Source organism: Labrenzia sp. R5_0 (assembly GCF_017743835.1).
GTDB lineage: Bacteria > Pseudomonadota > Alphaproteobacteria > Rhizobiales > Stappiaceae > Roseibium > Roseibium algicola.
On sequence record NZ_JAGHRK010000001.1, the window covers coordinates 1538928 to 1556492 of the forward strand.

The window sequence follows — 17565 nt, forward strand, 5'->3', positions numbered from 1 at the left end:
CCGTATGGCAGACGCATTGAAGGTAGGCATCGCTGGCCTTGGCACCGTGGGGGCGGCCGTGGTGCAGCTCCTTTCAAAACACGGCGGACAGATTGCAACGAAAACCGGGCGAGCAGTGACCGTGACAGCGGTCAGTGCACGTGATCGGACCCGTGATCGGGGCATCGATGTCTCGGCATTCGAATGGTTCACCGATCCGGTGGAAATGGCCCGGACGGCAGATGTCGATATTTTTGTCGAACTGATCGGCGGCGACAACGGCCCCGCTGAGGAAAGTGTGCGCGCTGCTCTGGCGCGTGGCATTCATGTCGTAACAGCAAACAAGGCGCTGCTTGCGCGCCATGGCGTTGAGCTGGCAGTGCTGGCGGAGGCCAACGACGCCTGCCTCAACTACGAGGCAGCCGTTGCCGGAGGCATTCCGATCGTCAAGACGCTGCGCGAATCCATGGCCAGCAACGACATCAGCCGCATCTACGGTATCCTGAACGGCACCTGCAATTACATCCTGACCCGGATGGAGGCAGAAGGCATCAGCTTTCAGGATTGTCTGTCGGATGCACAGCGCCTCGGCTATGCGGAGGCGGATCCGACCTTCGACATCGAAGGTAATGACACCGCCCACAAACTTGCCATCCTCACCAGTCTTGCCTTTGGCACGGAAATCTCGAGCGACGACATCTACGTCGAGGGCATCACCTCGATCACGACCGCCGATATTCAGGCTGCGGACGAACTCGGTTTTCGCATCAAGCTGCTGGGCGTTGCCCAACGCACTGATACGGGCATCGAGCAACGTGTTCATCCGACCATGGTGCCGAAGTCCTCTGCGATTGCTCGGATCGACGGCGTCCTGAATGCTGTGGCTGTCGACGGTGACTTCGTTGGTGAAATCGTGCTCGTCGGACCGGGTGCCGGCGGCAATGCGACGGCGTCATCCGTCGTGGCCGATCTCGCCGATATTGCCCGGGGCGACGAAACGCCCGTCCTTGGCATGCCCGCTGCAGAGCTTAACAGCTATCAACGTGCCCGCATGCGGCTTCATGAAGGCGGATATTACATCCGCCTGTCCGTATTCGATCGGCCGGGTGCTTTCGCCGAAATCGCCAGATGCATGGGCGATGCCGGCATTTCACTGGAATCGATTGTCCAGAAACGTCATGCAAATAAGGACGTTCCTGTGAAATTTGATGCGGACCTGCCTCAACCTGTCATCCTCATCACGTATGAAACGACTGAAGTGGCAATCAAAGAGGCATTGGACGTGATCATGTCCAAGGGGGTAGTTTCCGAACAGCCTCAGATGATCCGCATTGAAAAACTGAACTGACGAGTGAGTGCCCGCCGAGGCGTCCTGCGGAGGGAGAGACTGGAGATGTTGATGTCCAATACTGATAAACAACCGTCGAGCGGCCTGGACCGTATTCTGACGCTCGAGCTGGCCCGCGTCAGTGAAAGAGCGGCTGTGTCGGCAGCCCGGTTGCGCGGTCACGGCGACGAAATGGCCGCGGACCAGGCGGCAGTGGACGCAATGCGGCGCGAACTGAACCGCCTGCCTATCGACGGTACTGTGGTTATCGGTGAGGGGGAGCGCGACGAAGCTCCGATGCTCTACATCGGTGAAAACGTCGGCACGAAGCAGGGACCGAAAGTCGACATCGCTCTCGACCCGCTGGAAGGCACGACCATCTGCGCCAAGAACCTGCCGAACTCCCTGGCGGTTATCGCATTGGCGCCGGCGGGCGATCTTCTGAACGCTCCGGACAGCTATATGGACAAGATTGCCATCGGGCCGGGTTACAAGGCCGGATTGATCGATCTGGACGCACCGATTGCCGAAAATATTGCTGCTGTTGCCAAGGAAAAAGGCGTCAAGGTCAGTGAAGTCACCGCCTGCGTGCTCGACCGTCCGCGCCACGCCCGCCTGATTGAAGAAATCCGGGCGACCGGTGCTGCAATCCGCCTGATCGGAGATGGTGACGTCGCCGGCGTTATTCACACGACCGATCCGGACGAAACCGGCATCGATATCTACGCAGGTATCGGCGGGGCCCCGGAAGGTGTGCTTGCAGCTGCCGCGCTTCGTTGTATCGGTGGCCAGATGCAGTCTCGTCTTGTGATCACGCGCGACGAGCAGGTCGAGCGTGCGCATCGCATGGGCATCGAGGACATCAAGAAGAAGTACACGCTTGAAGAAATGGCCGGGCCGGACGTGCTTTTTGCCGCAACGGGTGTAACCGACGGCAACTTCCTGCAGGGCGTCCGCTTCGGCCGTCATCACATCACCACGCACACCGTTGTCATGCGGTCCTCCACTGGGACGGTGCGCTACATCAAGGCCCAGCACACGGATCTTGAGAAGTTTCATCTGGACTAAGCGCGGCTGAATGCTGGGACAATCCGGGGAAGACGAAAGGCGGCTCGTACTTGGGGTCGCCCGTTCCGCAAACGACAACGCCTGGCGCGAACGCCTGAGTGGCGCTGACCTGCGAACCGCGATGGCGATTTCGCAGGTTCACGGACTGCCGGACGTGCTGGCGCGTGTCATGGCTGCGCGCGGCGTCCAGGCCGACGAGGCAACCGGCTTCCTGGAACCTTCACTCAAGCTGCTGATGCCCGATCCTTCCGGTCTGGTCGATATGGACGCCGCCGTGGCAAGGGTCGCGGATGCCGTCCAGGCTGGTCGAAAGATTGCGATCTTCGGCGACTATGATGTCGACGGGGCGACATCGTCGGCGATATTCGCCAAATACTTGCAGTGGCTCGGCCTTGACCCTGTGATCCATATTCCGGATCGGATCATCGAAGGATACGGACCGAACGGTCCGGCCATCGAACATCTTCGCCATGGCGGGGCTGATCTGCTGGTGACGCTCGACTGCGGCAGCACGTCGTTTGAAGCTTTTGAAACTGCCCGGCAACTCGATCTCGACGTCGTGGTCATCGATCACCACCAGGTTGGCGAAACGCTTCCGGCGGTTGCGGCGCTCGTCAACCCGAACCGGCAGGATGATCTGTCGGGGCAGGGGCATCTGGCAGCTGTCGGCGTCACGTTCCTGTTTCTTGTCGGCCTGAACCGCGAGTTGCGACGCCGCGGGGTTTTCCAGGGCAGGCAGGAGCCGGATCTCATGGCGCTGCTCGATCTGGTGGCGCTTGGTACCGTGTGCGACGTCGTTCCGTTGCAGGGCCTGAACAGGGCCTATGTGACACGTGGCCTTGCGGTGATGCACCAACGCCGCAATTACGGGCTGACTGCGCTTGCGGACACTGCGCGCGTGAGCGGAAAGCCGGCGCCTTATCATCTGGGTTTCTTGATAGGCCCGCGGATCAACGCGGGCGGCCGGATTGGCGACGCTGCACTGGGCGCGCGCCTTCTGACGACGGAAGATCCGCACGAAGCACGGGCAATCGCCGAGCGGCTGGACCAGCTCAATACCGAACGTCAGTCCATGGAAGCAGTGATGCTGGAACAGGCCGGCGCAGAAGCCGCAATGGCGATCCAGGCACGTGATCCGGCGGTTCTCCTGACCGGTTCCGACGATTGGCACCCCGGGATTGTTGGACTGATTGCCTCTCGGCTCAAGGAAGCTCACCGCAGGCCTTCCTTTGCGGTCGCCTTTGATGAAACCGGCAAGGGGACTGGTTCCGGGCGCTCCATCCCCGGTGTTGACCTTGGCAAGGCCGTTCGCAGAGCGGTTGACGAAGGTTTGCTCGAAAAGGGTGGTGGGCACGCCATGGCGGCAGGGCTTACGGTTCTGCGGGAGAAGACCGCCGACCTGGAAGCGTTTTTCAACGATGTGCTGAAGGACGACGTCGAGGCGGCAAGTGCGATCCGGGAACTGAAGATTGATGCCGCGCTGACGGCAACGGGCGCAAATCTCGATCTTCTGGAATTGCTGGAAAAGGCGGGGCCCTATGGTGCCGGTCATGCTGAACCGGTGTTTGCCTTTCCCGCCCACCGGATTTCCTTCGCCGATGTGGTCGGTAAGGGACATGTCCGGGCCTCGATTACTTCTGGTGACGGCACTGCGTTAAAGGCAATCTGCTTCAAGGCGGACGACAAACCGCACGGTCAGATGCTTTTGCAGGGCCGGGGACAGTCGCTGCATGTGGCAGGTACGCTGTCAATCGACACCTGGCAGGGGACACCCAAGGTGCAACTGCGCATCCTTGATGTCGCGGATCCGCAGAAAACCCGCCTTTGATGCGGCGCAGGTAAACGTGAATTAACCAAACGCTAAGTCTCCGGGCATAAGGTTTGAACCCACGAAGGAATCGTGAGGATCAGGCATGCGTGCTCAGAATGAGCTTTCGCCCTATTTCGAAGAAATAGACAGGCGTACGGACCGGGCCCTGAAAGGGATTCGGGAAGTCAGACGTTCAGCAAAACTCACCGCCCTGCCGCAAGAGCCGAAAGCAGCCCTTGTCGGAACAGGATTTCTGATGGTTCTGGTAGCATTTCTCGGACTGTTCATCGATTGAACCTTCCGGAAATACCGGACGAGCCACGTTCAGGTGAACGAAAGACAGACAAGGGCTTGAAACGCTCTGCGTGCTGCCTTTAAGTCTTGCGTCTTAGTTATCGAGACGTCGGGCACCATGACAGATTATCCCATTGCACTTTGGTCCTTTAACCTGAGCCGCGCTCCAGCTTCGGTGGCAGCTTTTGCTGCACAGATAGAAGAGGGAATGCAGCGCGCCGCGGGAGAGGGCGCAAAGCTCCTGATGCTTCCTGAATATCTTGTGGAATGTTGCCTGGCGTTCAAACCCGAAGGTCTGCTGCCTGACCAGGAAATGGCGTTCCTGGCGGACGTGGGCACCGACTTGCTCGCGATACTTGCTCCGCTGCCTGCCAGGTATGGTGTGTCGCTGTTGGCTGGATCGATGCCTGTTCAGGCGCCTGCGGGTTTCACCAACACAGCCGTTCTGCTGACAGCCGACGGGCGCGAGATCCGTCAGGACAAATTGTGCCTCACACCGTTTGAGCAGGATCCGGAGATCTGGCATCTGGTGCCGGGAGCTGATCTGAAGACGTTCGAGCTCGACGGATTGAAGATGGCGATCCTGATCTGCCTGGATGTCGAAATGCCGGCGCTCAGCAGCCTGCTGGCGAAGCTGGATCTCGATCTTCTGCTCGTGCCTTCAATGACGGAAAAACTCTCCGGCTATCACCGTGTCTTCGGCTGTGCCAAGGCACGTGCTGTTGAGCTCATGTGCGCGGTCGCCGTTTGCGGTCTTGTCGGCACATCAAAGGGCACAACGCAGAACGACACCAACGTTTCCGGGGCGGCGCTGTATCTGCCGTGTGAAGAGGAATTCGGTTTTACAGGTGTTGCCGCAGAGGTAGCCGCGACCTCCGGAAGCAACGGGGAAGAACCGTTCCTTGTCGTTTCGGTCCCCCTCAACGAACTTCGAGACCTGAAGTCCGGCAAGGCGGAAGTTTGGCCGGGAGCCTGGACAGCCGATCACGTTTCCGTTTCGGCGGCCTGAAGCGGACTTGTAATATTTGTAATAAAAATGTGCGCGCACCGAGTGCACTTTTCTCTAGACGTCCCTAAGGGAACTCCCTATACACCTGCTGTTCCAGAACAACAGGTGTGGAGATGGGATTCGCTAAGGCACTGACAGCGCGGGATGCATCGTGGCTGCACGGTATTGCAGGTTTGTTTGTCAAACCGCTCCGTCTGCAGATCGCGGCTCTTTGCGTGCGTCCGGGCGAGGCGGAGCCTGAAATTCTCCTGGTCTCGACCCGCGAGACCGGCCGGTTGATCTTGCCGAAAGGCTGGCCTGAAAAGGACAAGCCCGCGTTTGAAACGGCGTTGATCGAAGCCTATGAGGAAGCGGGTATTGTCGGCACGGCCGACCCGCGGGCCATTGGCAGCTTCCGGTCCTACAAGGGTCTTGCGGACGGATTGAAGATCCGTACCAAGGTGATTGTCTTCAAGATCCGTTTTGAAAAACAGTTGAAAGACTTTCCTGAACTCGGGCAACGCAAAAGGGTCTGGCTGCCTTTCTCGAAGGCAATCGAGGCCGCCGAAGAGCCGGCGTTGAGACGGTTTTTGCGGCAGCACAAATCGCAAATCTGTTAGACATTTCCTGAGGGATAGCGAGGCGTGTTCGGGTGCTCACCAACAAGGACCTGAAAAAGAAGGCTCTGGACAAGGATCTCGACAAGATCAGCTTTGTCAGTGAGGCGGCGGAGGCTATGGGCCGGCGTCTTGTCGGACCGGGTCTTGCCCTGGTGTTCTTGGTGATCTGCGCCTGCGTTGCCGCATTCCAGGTGTCTTCCAGCGGTTTCTCCAACATGCTCATCCTTGTGGCCGCCAGTGCAATTGGCGGCTACATGGCGCTCAATATCGGCGCCAACGACGTTGCCAACAATGTCGGTCCTGCCGTGGGCGCGCGCGTCGTCAGCCTCACCGGCGCCTTGCTGATTGCGGCCGTTTGCGAAAGCGCGGGCGCATTGCTTGCCGGAGCGGATGTCGTCTCGACCGTTTCCGGAGATATCCTGAGCCCCAGCGATGTCCGAAACAGTTCGGAATTCATGCTGGCAATGCTGACGGCCATGGCAGCCTCAGCGTTGTGGATCAATTTCGCGACCGTGATCGGCGCACCTGTTTCGACCACCCATTCGATCATTGGCGGTGTTGTCGGCGCCGGGATTGCAGCAAGTGGCTTTGCAGCCATCAACTGGACAACCATTTCGACAATTGCTGCTTCCTGGGTTCTGTCTCCGGTGCTCGGCGGTCTTGTCGGGGCCGGGATCATGGCCTTTATCAATTCAAGGGTCGTCTATACGCCGGACCGGCTGAAAGCTGCCAGATATTGGTTGCCGATACTGCTGGGCCTCATGGGGGCGACCTTCACCGGCTACATTCTGCTGAAAACGTCCGACCGGCTCATCTCTGTTCCTGAATGGCTCGCCATCGTGCTGTCGCTCACCGTCGGCTTCGTTGTCTGGCGGATCTATTGCCGGGTAATCCACGCCCAAACGCTTACGCTGGAAAACAGTGCGCGCGCCTTGCGCAACCTGTTTGCAGTACCGCTCATGGTCGCGGCAGGTTTGCTGTCATTTGCCCATGGTGCCAACGACGTTGCAAACGCCATCGGGCCGCTGGCAGCCATCGTTCTCAGCCAATCGAATGATTTTCCGGATCTCGTATTTTGGTATCTGGGGGCGCTCAATCCCGAAGTGCCGATCTGGGTGAGTGCAGTCGGCGCATGCGGGATTTCCGCCGGTCTTTTGCTGTTCGGCAGACGGCTTGTCACTGTTGTCGGCAAGAAGATCACCAAACTTAGTCCCGTACGTGCCTTTTGCATCACCCTGGCAACCGCCGCGACCGTGCTGACGGCTTCTGGTGCGGGGCTGCCGGTATCGTCCACCCATATCGCGGTTGGTGCGCTGTTCGGTGTGGGTTTTTACCGGGAATGGTATCGCAACAAGTATGTTGCGGAAGGCGGGGTCATGAAACCGCGCAAGATGATGAAAAACAGGGAAGAGCGTCGCAGACGCCTACTGGTGCGTCGATCAAGCCTGATCACCATCATCGCTGCCTGGGTTGTCACTGTTCCCGCCTCAGCCTTGCTGGCCGCCGGCCTATTCACGGCGCTCAAGCTTGTCCTCTCATGAGAATTCCGTTCTGCTCTAACAAGTTTGACGGATAACAAGCAGCACACAGTGCGCATTTTCTGGACAAGCCTGAGTTCCGGCCTTATCTTTCGAGTGTCATCAACATTTCGGAAAGGGCATCATGGCGCAGCTTTATTCAGCAATCGACACCCGGACTTCCTGGTTTCAGAACCTGCTTCTGTTGTTCAGGCGCCCTTCGAGATTGCAGATCGCAGCGTTGTGCCATCGTTTGCGTGACGGGGAGCGGGAAGTTCTGCTTGTGACGACCAAATCCACGCATCGCTGGATTCTTCCCAAAGGCTGGCCGATCATGTCGTTGAAAGCACACCACACCGCAGCGGTAGAGGCTTTCGAAGAGGCAGGCGTTATCGGAAATGCGCAGAAGAAACCCTTTGCCAGCTTTCAGTCGCACAAAGGCGGCGAAGGCGGCTTGCAACTCAGGACGGAAGTTCTTGTGTTCCTTGTCGACGTGGAAAGCACGACAAGCAGTTTTCCCGACAAGGACGAGCGCGATGTCCGGTGGCTTCCGATACAGGAAGCCATGCGGCTTGCCGGCGATCCGGGCCTCGTGAAGGTGCTTCGCAAACTGGAAAATTTACCCAACTAAGAAATTTTGGCCAATGAGGGCCGTTTTGGTTGACCTTTTCGGACGATTGTTTAAGGCAGGCGCCAGATGACGCTTGGCTTGCAAGACTTGCCTTCAAAGGACTTCCCGACTGGAACGCCCATGCCGAATTTGAAAAAGCCGACCCTCGACAAGGATCTAGACAAGCTGAGCTACATGGAAGAGGCCGCCGGGTCTCTTGGACGTGGCTTGATTGCGCCGGGTATCGCGCTGGTCTTTATCGTCTTGTGTGCCCTTGGCGCCGGTGCCTCCATGTCGGGAGCACCGGGAACGGTCATCATCGTCGCTGCGGCAGCCATCGGCGCCTATATGGCACTCAATATCGGTGCTAACGATGTTGCCAACAATGTTGGTCCCGCCGTCGGTTCGCGGGCCATGACACTGCTGACGGCGCTGATCATTGCGGCCGTCTTTGAAAGTGCAGGGGCCCTGATCGCAGGTGGGGACGTCGTCAGCACCATCTCCAAAGGCATCATTGATCCCGCTTCGGTGGCCGATGCCAATGTCTTCATGGCAGCGATGATGGCGGCTCTGGTGTCCTCCGCACTCTGGATCAACCTTGCTACCTGGATCGGTGCGCCGGTTTCGACAACGCATTCCATCGTTGGCGGCGTCATGGGAGCTGGCATTGCGGCGGCAGGCTTCAGCGCGGTCAATTGGGCGACAATGGGCGGTATCGCAGCAAGCTGGGTCATCTCGCCGTTCCTCGGCGGTCTGGTTGCTGCAGGTTTCCTAGCCTTCATCAAGACTTTCATCATCTATCAGGACGACAAAATCGCCGCTGCCCGCAAATGGGTTCCGGTTCTGATCGGTGTCATGTCGGGAACCTTTGCCAGCTACCTGGCACTCAAGGGCCTGAAGAAGATCGTGCATATCGACATGCCGATGTCATTGTTGCTTGGGGTTGTTGTCGGGCTTGCGGTCTGGGCGATCGTGCGACCGCTGATCAGGCGTCAGTCTGAAGGGCTGGAAAACCGCAACCAGTCTCTCCGCATCCTGTTTTCCGTGCCGCTTGTCTGTTCGGCGGCTCTTCTGTCCTTCGCCCACGGAGCGAACGACGTCGCAAATGCTGTGGGTCCACTTGCCGCCATCGTTCACACGGCGGAACTCGGAGACGTCGCAGCCAAGGTGAGCATTCCGCTCTGGGTCATGGCAGTCGGTGCTTTCGGCATTTCATTCGGTCTTTTGTTGTTCGGCCCGCGCCTGATCGAAATGGTCGGCCAGCAGATTACCAAGCTCAACCCGATGCGGGCCTACTGCGTTTCGCTGTCAGCTGCCATCACTGTGATTGTTGCCTCGGGTTTCGGATTGCCCGTGAGTTCCACGCACATCGCCGTGGGAGCTGTCTTCGGTGTTGGGTTCTTCCGGGAGTGGTATACGGAACGCTCAAAGCGCCGCCTGGATTTCGTGAACCAGAAACAAGGCAATGGCAACGTGGTACGACCTGTCCGCAATCGCGAGGAGCAGGCACGCCGTCACTTGGTACGTCGGGCGCATTTCATGACCATCGTCGCCGCCTGGGTTGTCACTGTTCCGGCTGCTGCCGTCCTGTCCGCCGGGCTTTACTTCGTCATGGTCAAGCTGATTGCCTGATAAAGGCGATTTCTAACCGGGTAGATGTCCGGCCGGCTCCAGGGTGAGGTTGGCCCAGACCGGCAAATGGTCCGAAGCAACGCGTGCGGTCTTCGATTTATGGACGCCTGCCTGCCTGACGACAAATTCCGGGCTGGTTATGATCCGGTCCAGGCTGCCGACGGGAAGGGGACTGGGAAAGCTCCGTCCCGGCGTCGTCACCTCATAGCGTTCTTCAAACAGCTTGATGCTGCCTGCCGTGTCTCGCCATTCGTTCAGGTCTCCGATCAGAACTGTCGGCAGATAATCCAGATGCTCATGCAGCTGATGCATCAGCGAGGTTATCTGCTTTTTTCGAAAGTGACCGATCAGGCTCAGGTGCATGGCTGCCACACGGATTTTCTCACCGGCAACTTCAAGGTCGACAGCAACCGCACCACGTGGTTCCAGCGTCGGCAGATCTAGCCGGCGATGGTCGAGAATACCGATCGAGTTTCGAACAAGAATAGCGTTGCCGTGCCAGCCCAGGCTCTTGTCGCCCGTCGCGAACGGAACGGGGCGGTAATCCGTTTCCTGAAGAATCGTGTCTCTGTCGAGGGTGCTTTCCCGTGGTCCGAAGCGCTTGTCTGCTTCCTGCAAGGCCAGGATGTCGCAGTCCAGTTCCTGAATAACCTTGAGCGTCCGGTCAGGCCGCCTGCGCGCATCGACGCCTATTGATTTTTGTATGTTGTAAGAACCGATTTTCAGCATGGGCGCAGAGTGAAGGCCTCACGTTAAAAGTTGCAAGGGGAATAGGTTGATTTGGCCGCCTTTGCGACCAATTTAGGCAGCCTTGGTCTGCTCCATGCGCTCCGTCGCCCGTTTGAGCGCAGCAAGGCATTTTGCATCCAGGGCTGTGCCGGCTTCGCTTTCCATGATTCCGAGTGCCTTGGGCAACGGCATCGGTCCACGATAAGGCCGTTCTGCGGTCAATGCGTCGAAAATATCCGCCGTCGTGACAATACGCGTTTCCATCGAAATCCTGCTTGTGGTCAGCCCGTCCGGATATCCGCGGCCGTCCAGTTTTTCATGATGCCCTCTCGCGATCGGTGACAGGTCCTTGAACGTATCGATCCTGGAGAGGATCTCGTCGGAGTAAACGGGATGCATGCGGATTTGTTCCCACTCCAGGTCATCGAGCTTTCCGGGTTTGTCGAGGACTGAGTTGCTGACGCCGAGTTTGCCGATGTCGTGCAGGAGAGCCGCCCGTCTCAGCAGCTGCCGGTCACGCATTCCGTAACCCAACTCTTCTGCGATCATGTCGGTGTAAAGCGTTACGCGCTCGCTGTGTCCGGCGGTGTAGGGACTTTTGGAGTCGATCACGAGCGCAAAGCCGTGGGCTATGTCGTCGAGCTGCTCCTCATCAGCAAAACGAATGTTCTGCGCTGGCTCAAGACCGTAGACGATCTTGTCGAGGTTGTCCGATTTCAAGGTGTTCCAGAACTGGGGATTACTTGCGACGGTTTCTGCTGCGGCCACCAAGGCGGGGTCGAACCAGCTGCCGGCCCGTTCCTTCAATTCCTGCAAGGCCCCCTGTACGCCTGCATTGATCTGAAAGACATCCATGACCTGTGCCAGCAAAGCGATCTGGGAAAATACCGGGATGGTGGAGCCCACAATGCCGTGCGGCCGTCCTTTGCCGTCCCAATGTTCATCCAGACTGTAAATTCCGGATACGACAGTTTCCGAGAAATGCATCTGGCGGGCAATGTCGCCGCCGCGTGTGCAGCGTGTTTCGATCATCTCGTTTGCAATGTCGCCGCCATTTTGAAGAATGTTGACGATGGCGCGCACACGTTCTGCAAAGCCGTGCTTCAACCCGGTGTGAGAAAGCACGAAACGCAGGGCCGCAGGCAGGCTGTCGCTGATCGTCTTGAAGTCGTGTTTGAAGGTCAGGTCGTCGGTGAGATAAAGCTCGCAGATCCTCGCTGCATTGCTTGAACAGCCAAGGTCCTTCAAGAGCAGCGTGTAATAGAGATCGCTGAGTTGCGCTTCAGTCAGCCCGACTTGCCGTCCGATATGAATGCCGATCCAGCAACAGCGAACGCAGTGGCCACGCGGCTGGCCTTCCGTGATGTCCAAAGCGTGACTGAGTGCGCCGAGCAGCTCCGCCAGCCGGAGTTTTCTGGAAACCTGTTCGGACATAAAAGCGAGCCTCGCGCAACGATGTGTTCCGCGAGGCTCGCAAAGTTTCGTTAAAATCAGGTGTTTTCACCGACCCCGGTCAGGCTGCTTCCAGCTCTGTAGCCGATTGGACGAGCAGACCTGCCACGTAGTCCATGAAGGAAACCCAGGCTTCCACCACAAATGTGTCCGCACCTGTCCGCCAGATCATCACTGGAGACTTGTGAAACAGGGTCCTTGTCACTGTGCCGACCGGAAAGACCTCAAGCGAGAAATCGATGAAGACCCCGGTGTTGAGCAACCAGGCAGCCTTGTCGCCACTGACGATTATCGCTTCCGACCGGTCGGAGATATCAACCAGGGCGTGAGGATGCGTTGAGAGCTTTTCCTCGATGCCGTCGAACACCGCCCTGAGGTCTTCTTCAGGTGCAAGCAATGTCCACTCGTCCGGCCCCATCCAGAGCGCTGCCCGCTTGGCGGAAGTGGAGTTCGACAAGGGAGAAAGCGGCAGAGAGGCACCAAATGCCGTGCCGGCTTCCTTTTGCGCAGCTTCACGGCAACGCAGGGAAAGTCGCGTCATGGGCGCGGCTTTCAGGATGGAGACCGACGGTAGGCTCAGAAGCGGTGTTTCACCCGCGTCCGGCGTGATCAGATCGCTTGCCAGAAGTTCAGACATTGATCCGTGCTCCTTCCTTGTCATAGAACACCGTGCTCGTCACCTCGACCGGAATGCTTCCGGTCGGCATCGGCACATAGAGCGTTTTGCCTTCCAGCGCGTGGCCGTTCTTCACGATCGCGAGGGCAATCGTACGGTCGAGCGCCGGACTGTAGTAGGACGAGGTGACATGACCTTCCGCAGGCGTGCCGGTGGCGGGGTTCTCGGCAGTCGTGATCTGGGCACCTTCTTCCAGCTTCACTTTCGGGTCCTTCGTCAGAAGGCCCACGAATTGCTTGCGACCGTCTGCAACAAGGTCAGTACGGGCCAGGCCACGCTTGCCGACGAAGTCAAACTTGTTCTTGCCGATCGCCCAGCTCATGCCGGCATCTTGCGGAGTAACGGTACCATCCGTGTCCTGACCGACGATGATGTAACCCTTCTCGGCGCGCAGAACGTGCATGGATTCCGTTCCGTAAACGGTTCCGTTGTGCTTCTCGATTTCCTTGGCGAGCGTTTCCCACATCATCTTGCCATGACGGCGGGGAACGTTGATTTCGAAGCCGAGTTCACCGGTAAAGGAAATCCGGAAAAGTCTGCAGGGAACGCCGCAGAAGGTCGCTTCCTTGACGCTCATGTGCGGGAAGGCATCGGCGGAAAGATCGACACCTTCGATAAAGGGCGCAATCACCTCCCGAGCCTTCGGTCCCTGAACCGCGGCGACCGCAAACTGTTCGGTGGTCGACGTGATCCAGACATCGAGATCCGGCCATTCTGTTTGCAGGTAGTCTTCCATGGTCGCAAACACACTCGGCGCGCCGCCGGTCGTGGTGGTTACATGGAAACGGTCTTCCGCAAGGCGTCCGATAACACCATCGTCGGTGATGAAACCGGCGTCATTGAGCAGCAGGCCATAGCGGCAGCGGCCGGGCGCCAGCTTCTTCCACGGGTTGGTGTACATCCGCTCCAGGAATTCGGCCGCATCCGGTCCGACAATTTCGATCTTGCCGAGCGTGGAGGCATCGAACAGGCCGACACTTTCGCGGACGGTCTTGCATTCGCGAGCCACCGCCGCATGCATGTCTTCACCGTTCTTCGGGAAGTACCAAGTGCGCTTCCACTGGCCAACGTCCTCATAGACGCCGCCGTTCTCCACCACCCAGTCATGGGAAGGTGTCTTGCGAACCGGGTCGAAGAAGTCGCCACGCGATACACCGGCAAAGAGACCGAATGTCGTTGGAGTGTAGGGCTGGCGGAATGTGGTGAGCCCGACATCCGTTACCGGCTTCTGCAAGGCCCCTGATGCGATCTCCAGGGCGTTCATGTTCGAAAGACGACCCTGGTCGGTGGCCATGCCGGTGGTGGTATAGCGCTTGATATGCTCGATGGACTGCATGCCTTCGCGTACGGCCAGCTTGACGTCCTTGGCGGTAACGTCGTTCTGATAATCGACGAACGCCTTGACCCGTGAAGCGTTCCGATCGTGGGGCAGGGCGCCGAGGATGCCGCCTGATCCGGCTTCTCCACCTGTTGCCGTGACATAGGTCACCTTGGCGGACTTGCCGGTTGCAGCCCTGGCTGCTTCTTCACCGGCCGCATAGCCGTCGTGAAGCGTTGCCTGCAGGCCGTAGAGGCCTTTGGAGCCGCCTGCCGAACGTTCCTTCTGAACGGAAATACCGGGAACATAGGCCCCCTTGTCCGCGTCCCAGACGACCTTGCCGCGAGACTGGGAATACAGGCTGACGGTCGGTGTCCAGCCGCCTGACATCAAAAGCGCGTCGCACGCAATCTGGCCACCGGAGGCAACCTGTCCCGATGTCATCATCCGGCCGAGCAAGGCGCCTTTGACACGCTTGCGACCGAGAGTTCCTGTTACAACGCATCCTGCCTCGACACGAATGCCCCTGGCTTCAGCGATTGCAACCAGGCTTTCAGGCGGCGTTTCGCGCATGTCCACGATGGCGGCAACGTCGACACCATGGTCTGCAAGGTCGAATGCCGCTTGCCACGCACTGTCGCAGGCTGTTGCCACCAGAACCTTGTGGCCGACTTTGACGCCATAGCGGTTGAGGTAGGTTCTTCCAGCTTCCGCAAGCAGAATGCCCGGTCGGTCATTTTCCGGAAACACCATCGGACGTTCGATCGCACCGGCTGCAATCACCACTTCCTTGGCGCGCACCTGCCACAGTCGTTCACGCGGCAGTTTGGGATCCGGGTTGGGCAAATGTTCGGTGATGCGCTCTGCCAGCGAAATGAAGTTATGCGCAAAATAACCGAAGGCCGTTGTGCGCGGCAGGAGTGTGACATTGTCCATCGCGGCAAGCTTGGCGATGGTTTCCGAAACGAACTCCGCAGGATCCTTTCCGTCGATGCTTGCGCTGACTTCAGAAAGCAGCGAACCGCCGAATTCAGCCTGCTCGTCGACCAACATCACCTTGGCACCGGTCTCTGCCGCAGCCAGAGCCGCTGCAAGTCCGGTTGGTCCGGAGCCGACGACAAGAACGTCGCAGTGGGCGTAGATGTTGCCATAGAAGTCGTGATCCGGGTTTTTCGGCGGTTTGCCGAGGCCGGCCGCCGAACGGATGATCGGCTCGTAGACCTTGTCCCAGAAGGCATGCGGCCACATGAAGGTCTTGTAGTAGAACCCGGCCGGAAACAGTGGCGAAAGCAGATCGTTCACGGCGCCGATGTCAAACCCGAGCGAGGGAAAACGGTTCTGTGAAACGGCTTCAAGGCCCTGATAAAGCTCAACCTGTGTAGCGCGCAGGTTCGGCGTCTGATCACCGTTGCGGTAAACCCCGACCAGCGCGTTCGGTTCTTCCGAACCGGCAGTCAGAATGCCGCGCGGACGGTGATACTTGAACGAACGACCGACCAGGTGAACACCATTGGCAAGCAGCGCGGAGGCAAGGGTATCGCCCTTGTGGCCTTGCATTTCCTCGCCGTCAAAGGTGAAGGTGAGTTGCTCGGCGCGGTCGATCCGGCCGCCTTTTTCAGTACGGAATGGCTGGCTCATTTGCCGGCCTCCTTGGCAAGCGCTTCAAGATCCGGTTTCGGTTCGCCGGTCTTGTAGATTTTCAGGAACTTGTCGCTGACGGTATCGCGGACAGCGTTGAAGAACCGTCCGCAGCCGTGGATATGGCGCCAGCGCTCGGCGGCTACACCCTTGGTATTGTCGCGCATGTACAAAAACTCCACCCAGTCCTCGTCCGTGGCCTGGCTCGGATCGGCCGGTCGGGCGATATGGGCTTCACCGCGGCAGGCAAATTCCGTTTCTGCACGCTCGACCTGGCAGTAGGGGCAATAAATCAGCAGCATTCTTGTGATCTCCCCTAGTGGGCCACGGCCGCTGCAGCGGCTTCGTCGATGAGGCGGCCGGTCCGGAACCGGTCGATGGTGAAAGGTGCGTTGATCGGGTGCGGCTCATCCTTGGCAATCGTATGCGCGAAGACATGGCCGGATCCGGGTGTCGCCTTGAAGCCGCCTGTGCCCCAGCCACAGTTGACGTAGAGCCCCTGAACCGGGGTTTTCGACAGGATGGGCGAACGGTCAGGCGTCGTGTCGACGATACCACCCCAGTTGCGAAGCATGCGCATGCGCCGGAAATGCGGGAAAAGTTCGCAGATCGCGTCGATTGTGTGGTTGGTGATGTGAATGCCGCCAGCCTGCGAATAGGAAACGAACTGGTCAGTGCCCGCACCGATCACAAGCTCACCCTTGTCGGACTGCGAAATGTAGGCATGGATCGTGTTTGACATGACCACGCACGGGAAGGCAGGTTTCACGGGTTCGGAGACCAGTGCCTGCAGGGGGAAGGATTCCAGCGGCAGCCGGACGCCGGCCATGTCCATGACGACAGACGTGTGTCCGGCTGCGACAACACCGACCTTCTTGGCCTTGATGAAACCTTTGACCGTTTCCACACCCTCGACGGCCCCATTCTGGCCGCGGCGGATGCCAGTGACGGCGCAGTTCTGGATAATGTCGACACCCAGGGCATCGGCACCGCGGGCATAGCCCCAGGCGACCGCATCGTGACGGGCAGTGCCGCCGACGCGCTGCAAGGCAGCGCCCATGACCGGATAACGGATGTTCTTTGAAATGTTCAGAGGCGGGCAATATTCCTTTGCCTCTTCCGGCGTCAGCCACTCATTCTGAACGCCCGCCAGACGGTTGGCGTGAATATGGCGTTGTGCCACCTGAACGTCGTGAACCGTGTGCGCGAGCATCATCACGCCACGTGCAGAATACATGACGTTGTAGTTCAGTTCCTGGGACAGGTTCTGCCACAAGCCCATTGCGTGATTGTAGAGCCCTGCGCTTTCCTCCCACAGATAGTTGGAGCGCACGATGGTCGTATTGCGACCGGTGTTGCCACCGCCGAGCCAACCTTTTTCGATGACCGCGACGTTGCGGATGCCGTGTTCCTTGGCAAGGTAATAGGCAGTTGCCAGACCGTGCCCGCCGGCGCCGACAATCACGACGTCATATTCGGCCTTGGGTTCCGGAGCGCGCCACTGGCGGCCCCAGTTCTGGTGCGCGGAAAAGGCGTTTTTCGCCAGTTCCAGAAAGGAATATCGCTTCATGAAGCAGCGGCTCCGCACGTTGCCGGCAAGCAAATCGGATAAATCCGCTCGGCCGGCCGTCAGGGTCAATACGCAATTGAACGACGACTTTAGCGACACGGTCGGAGTCTCGTCCATTGGGAGGCATATTCGCGATTGGGGTCGAGGTTGCGTATAAGGTTTCAGTCGCATGCTTGTCTGAATGCGACATGGGTGTCTTACGGCCTGCGATGAATTGTGCCAGACTAACCAAACCCTCGGAGAAACAATGGATTTCAGCGCTTCCTGCAAGGTGTCGGGCGGGGTAGATTTGATCGAATAGCGCAATCCCGACAGCGGATGCCGCATCGGTTCTTGC

The 17565-nt window shown here is 58.7% G+C and carries 15 protein-coding genes; 9 read left to right on the top strand and 6 right to left on the bottom strand.

All coding sequences use genetic code 11. The features are described from left to right. The first annotated feature begins 4 nt into the window (after window positions 1-4). The 9 genes from J7447_RS06990 to J7447_RS07030 all read left to right on the top strand — a co-directional run bounded on the left by J7447_RS06990 (window position 5) and on the right by J7447_RS07030 (window position 9845). Complete coding sequence (locus J7447_RS06990) at window positions 5-1327, top strand: homoserine dehydrogenase (RefSeq protein WP_022999410.1); 1323 nt, start codon at window positions 5-7, stop codon at window positions 1325-1327. Window positions 1328-1378: 51 nt separating this feature from the next. Then, window positions 1379-2374 carry a class II fructose-bisphosphatase gene (gene glpX, locus J7447_RS06995; protein ID WP_022999409.1) on the top strand — a complete coding sequence of 332 codons (996 nt, stop codon included), beginning with the start codon at window positions 1379-1381 and terminating at the stop codon, window positions 2372-2374. A 10-nt stretch (window positions 2375-2384) separates the two neighbouring features. Beyond that, complete coding sequence (gene recJ, locus J7447_RS07000) at window positions 2385-4202, top strand: single-stranded-DNA-specific exonuclease RecJ (RefSeq protein ID WP_209169161.1); 1818 nt, start codon at window positions 2385-2387, stop codon at window positions 4200-4202. Window positions 4203-4287: 85 nt separating this feature from the next. Then, window positions 4288-4479 (top strand): hypothetical protein, encoded by a 192-nt coding sequence (locus tag J7447_RS07005; protein WP_022999407.1) that lies wholly within the window; start codon window positions 4288-4290, stop codon window positions 4477-4479. A gap of 117 nt (window positions 4480-4596) precedes the next feature. Further along, window positions 4597-5487, top strand: coding sequence for a nitrilase-related carbon-nitrogen hydrolase (locus J7447_RS07010; protein WP_022999406.1), 891 nt, complete (start codon window positions 4597-4599; stop codon window positions 5485-5487). Between the two features lie 113 nt (window positions 5488-5600). Then, window positions 5601-6086: an NUDIX hydrolase gene (locus tag J7447_RS07015; protein ID WP_022999405.1), complete on the top strand. Its 486-nt coding sequence runs from the start codon at window positions 5601-5603 to the stop codon at window positions 6084-6086. A gap of 32 nt (window positions 6087-6118) precedes the next feature. Next, entirely contained in the window at window positions 6119-7627 is a 1509-nt protein-coding gene (locus J7447_RS07020) for an inorganic phosphate transporter (protein ID WP_055653955.1), read from the top strand. 121 nt (window positions 7628-7748) lie between these two features. Next, on the top strand, window positions 7749-8234 hold the full coding sequence (locus J7447_RS07025; protein ID WP_022999403.1) for an NUDIX hydrolase: 486 nt from the start codon (window positions 7749-7751) through the stop codon (window positions 8232-8234). Window positions 8235-8354: 120 nt separating this feature from the next. Then, window positions 8355-9845, top strand: a complete 1491-nt coding sequence (locus J7447_RS07030) for an inorganic phosphate transporter (RefSeq protein ID WP_055653956.1) — start codon at window positions 8355-8357, stop codon at window positions 9843-9845. A gap of 12 nt (window positions 9846-9857) precedes the next feature. Here J7447_RS07030 and J7447_RS07035 read toward each other — a convergent pair whose 3' ends face one another. From J7447_RS07035 to J7447_RS07060, 6 genes are all read right to left on the bottom strand, one after another. Next, window positions 9858-10574, bottom strand: coding sequence for an endonuclease/exonuclease/phosphatase family protein (locus J7447_RS07035; protein WP_055653958.1), 717 nt, complete (start codon window positions 10572-10574; stop codon window positions 9858-9860). 72 nt (window positions 10575-10646) lie between these two features. Further along, window positions 10647-12008 (bottom strand): HD-GYP domain-containing protein, encoded by a 1362-nt coding sequence (locus J7447_RS07040; protein WP_209169162.1) that lies wholly within the window; start codon window positions 12006-12008, stop codon window positions 10647-10649. A gap of 79 nt (window positions 12009-12087) precedes the next feature. Continuing rightward, window positions 12088-12663 (bottom strand): sarcosine oxidase subunit gamma family protein, encoded by a 576-nt coding sequence (locus J7447_RS07045; RefSeq protein ID WP_168686960.1) that lies wholly within the window; start codon window positions 12661-12663, stop codon window positions 12088-12090. Further along, complete coding sequence (locus J7447_RS07050) at window positions 12656-15658, bottom strand: sarcosine oxidase subunit alpha family protein (RefSeq protein WP_168686959.1); 3003 nt, start codon at window positions 15656-15658, stop codon at window positions 12656-12658. Before J7447_RS07050 ends, J7447_RS07045 begins: the two co-directional genes overlap by 8 nt. Next, a complete protein-coding gene (locus J7447_RS07055) occupies window positions 15655-15960 on the bottom strand; it encodes a sarcosine oxidase subunit delta (RefSeq protein WP_062488901.1) in 306 nt (101 codons plus the stop codon). The genes J7447_RS07050 and J7447_RS07055 overlap by 4 nt, the downstream gene beginning before the upstream one ends. Before the next feature lie 14 nt (window positions 15961-15974). Then, a complete protein-coding gene (locus J7447_RS07060) occupies window positions 15975-17228 on the bottom strand; it encodes a sarcosine oxidase subunit beta family protein (protein ID WP_031268788.1) in 1254 nt (417 codons plus the stop codon). Window positions 17229-17565: the final 337 nt, after the last annotated feature.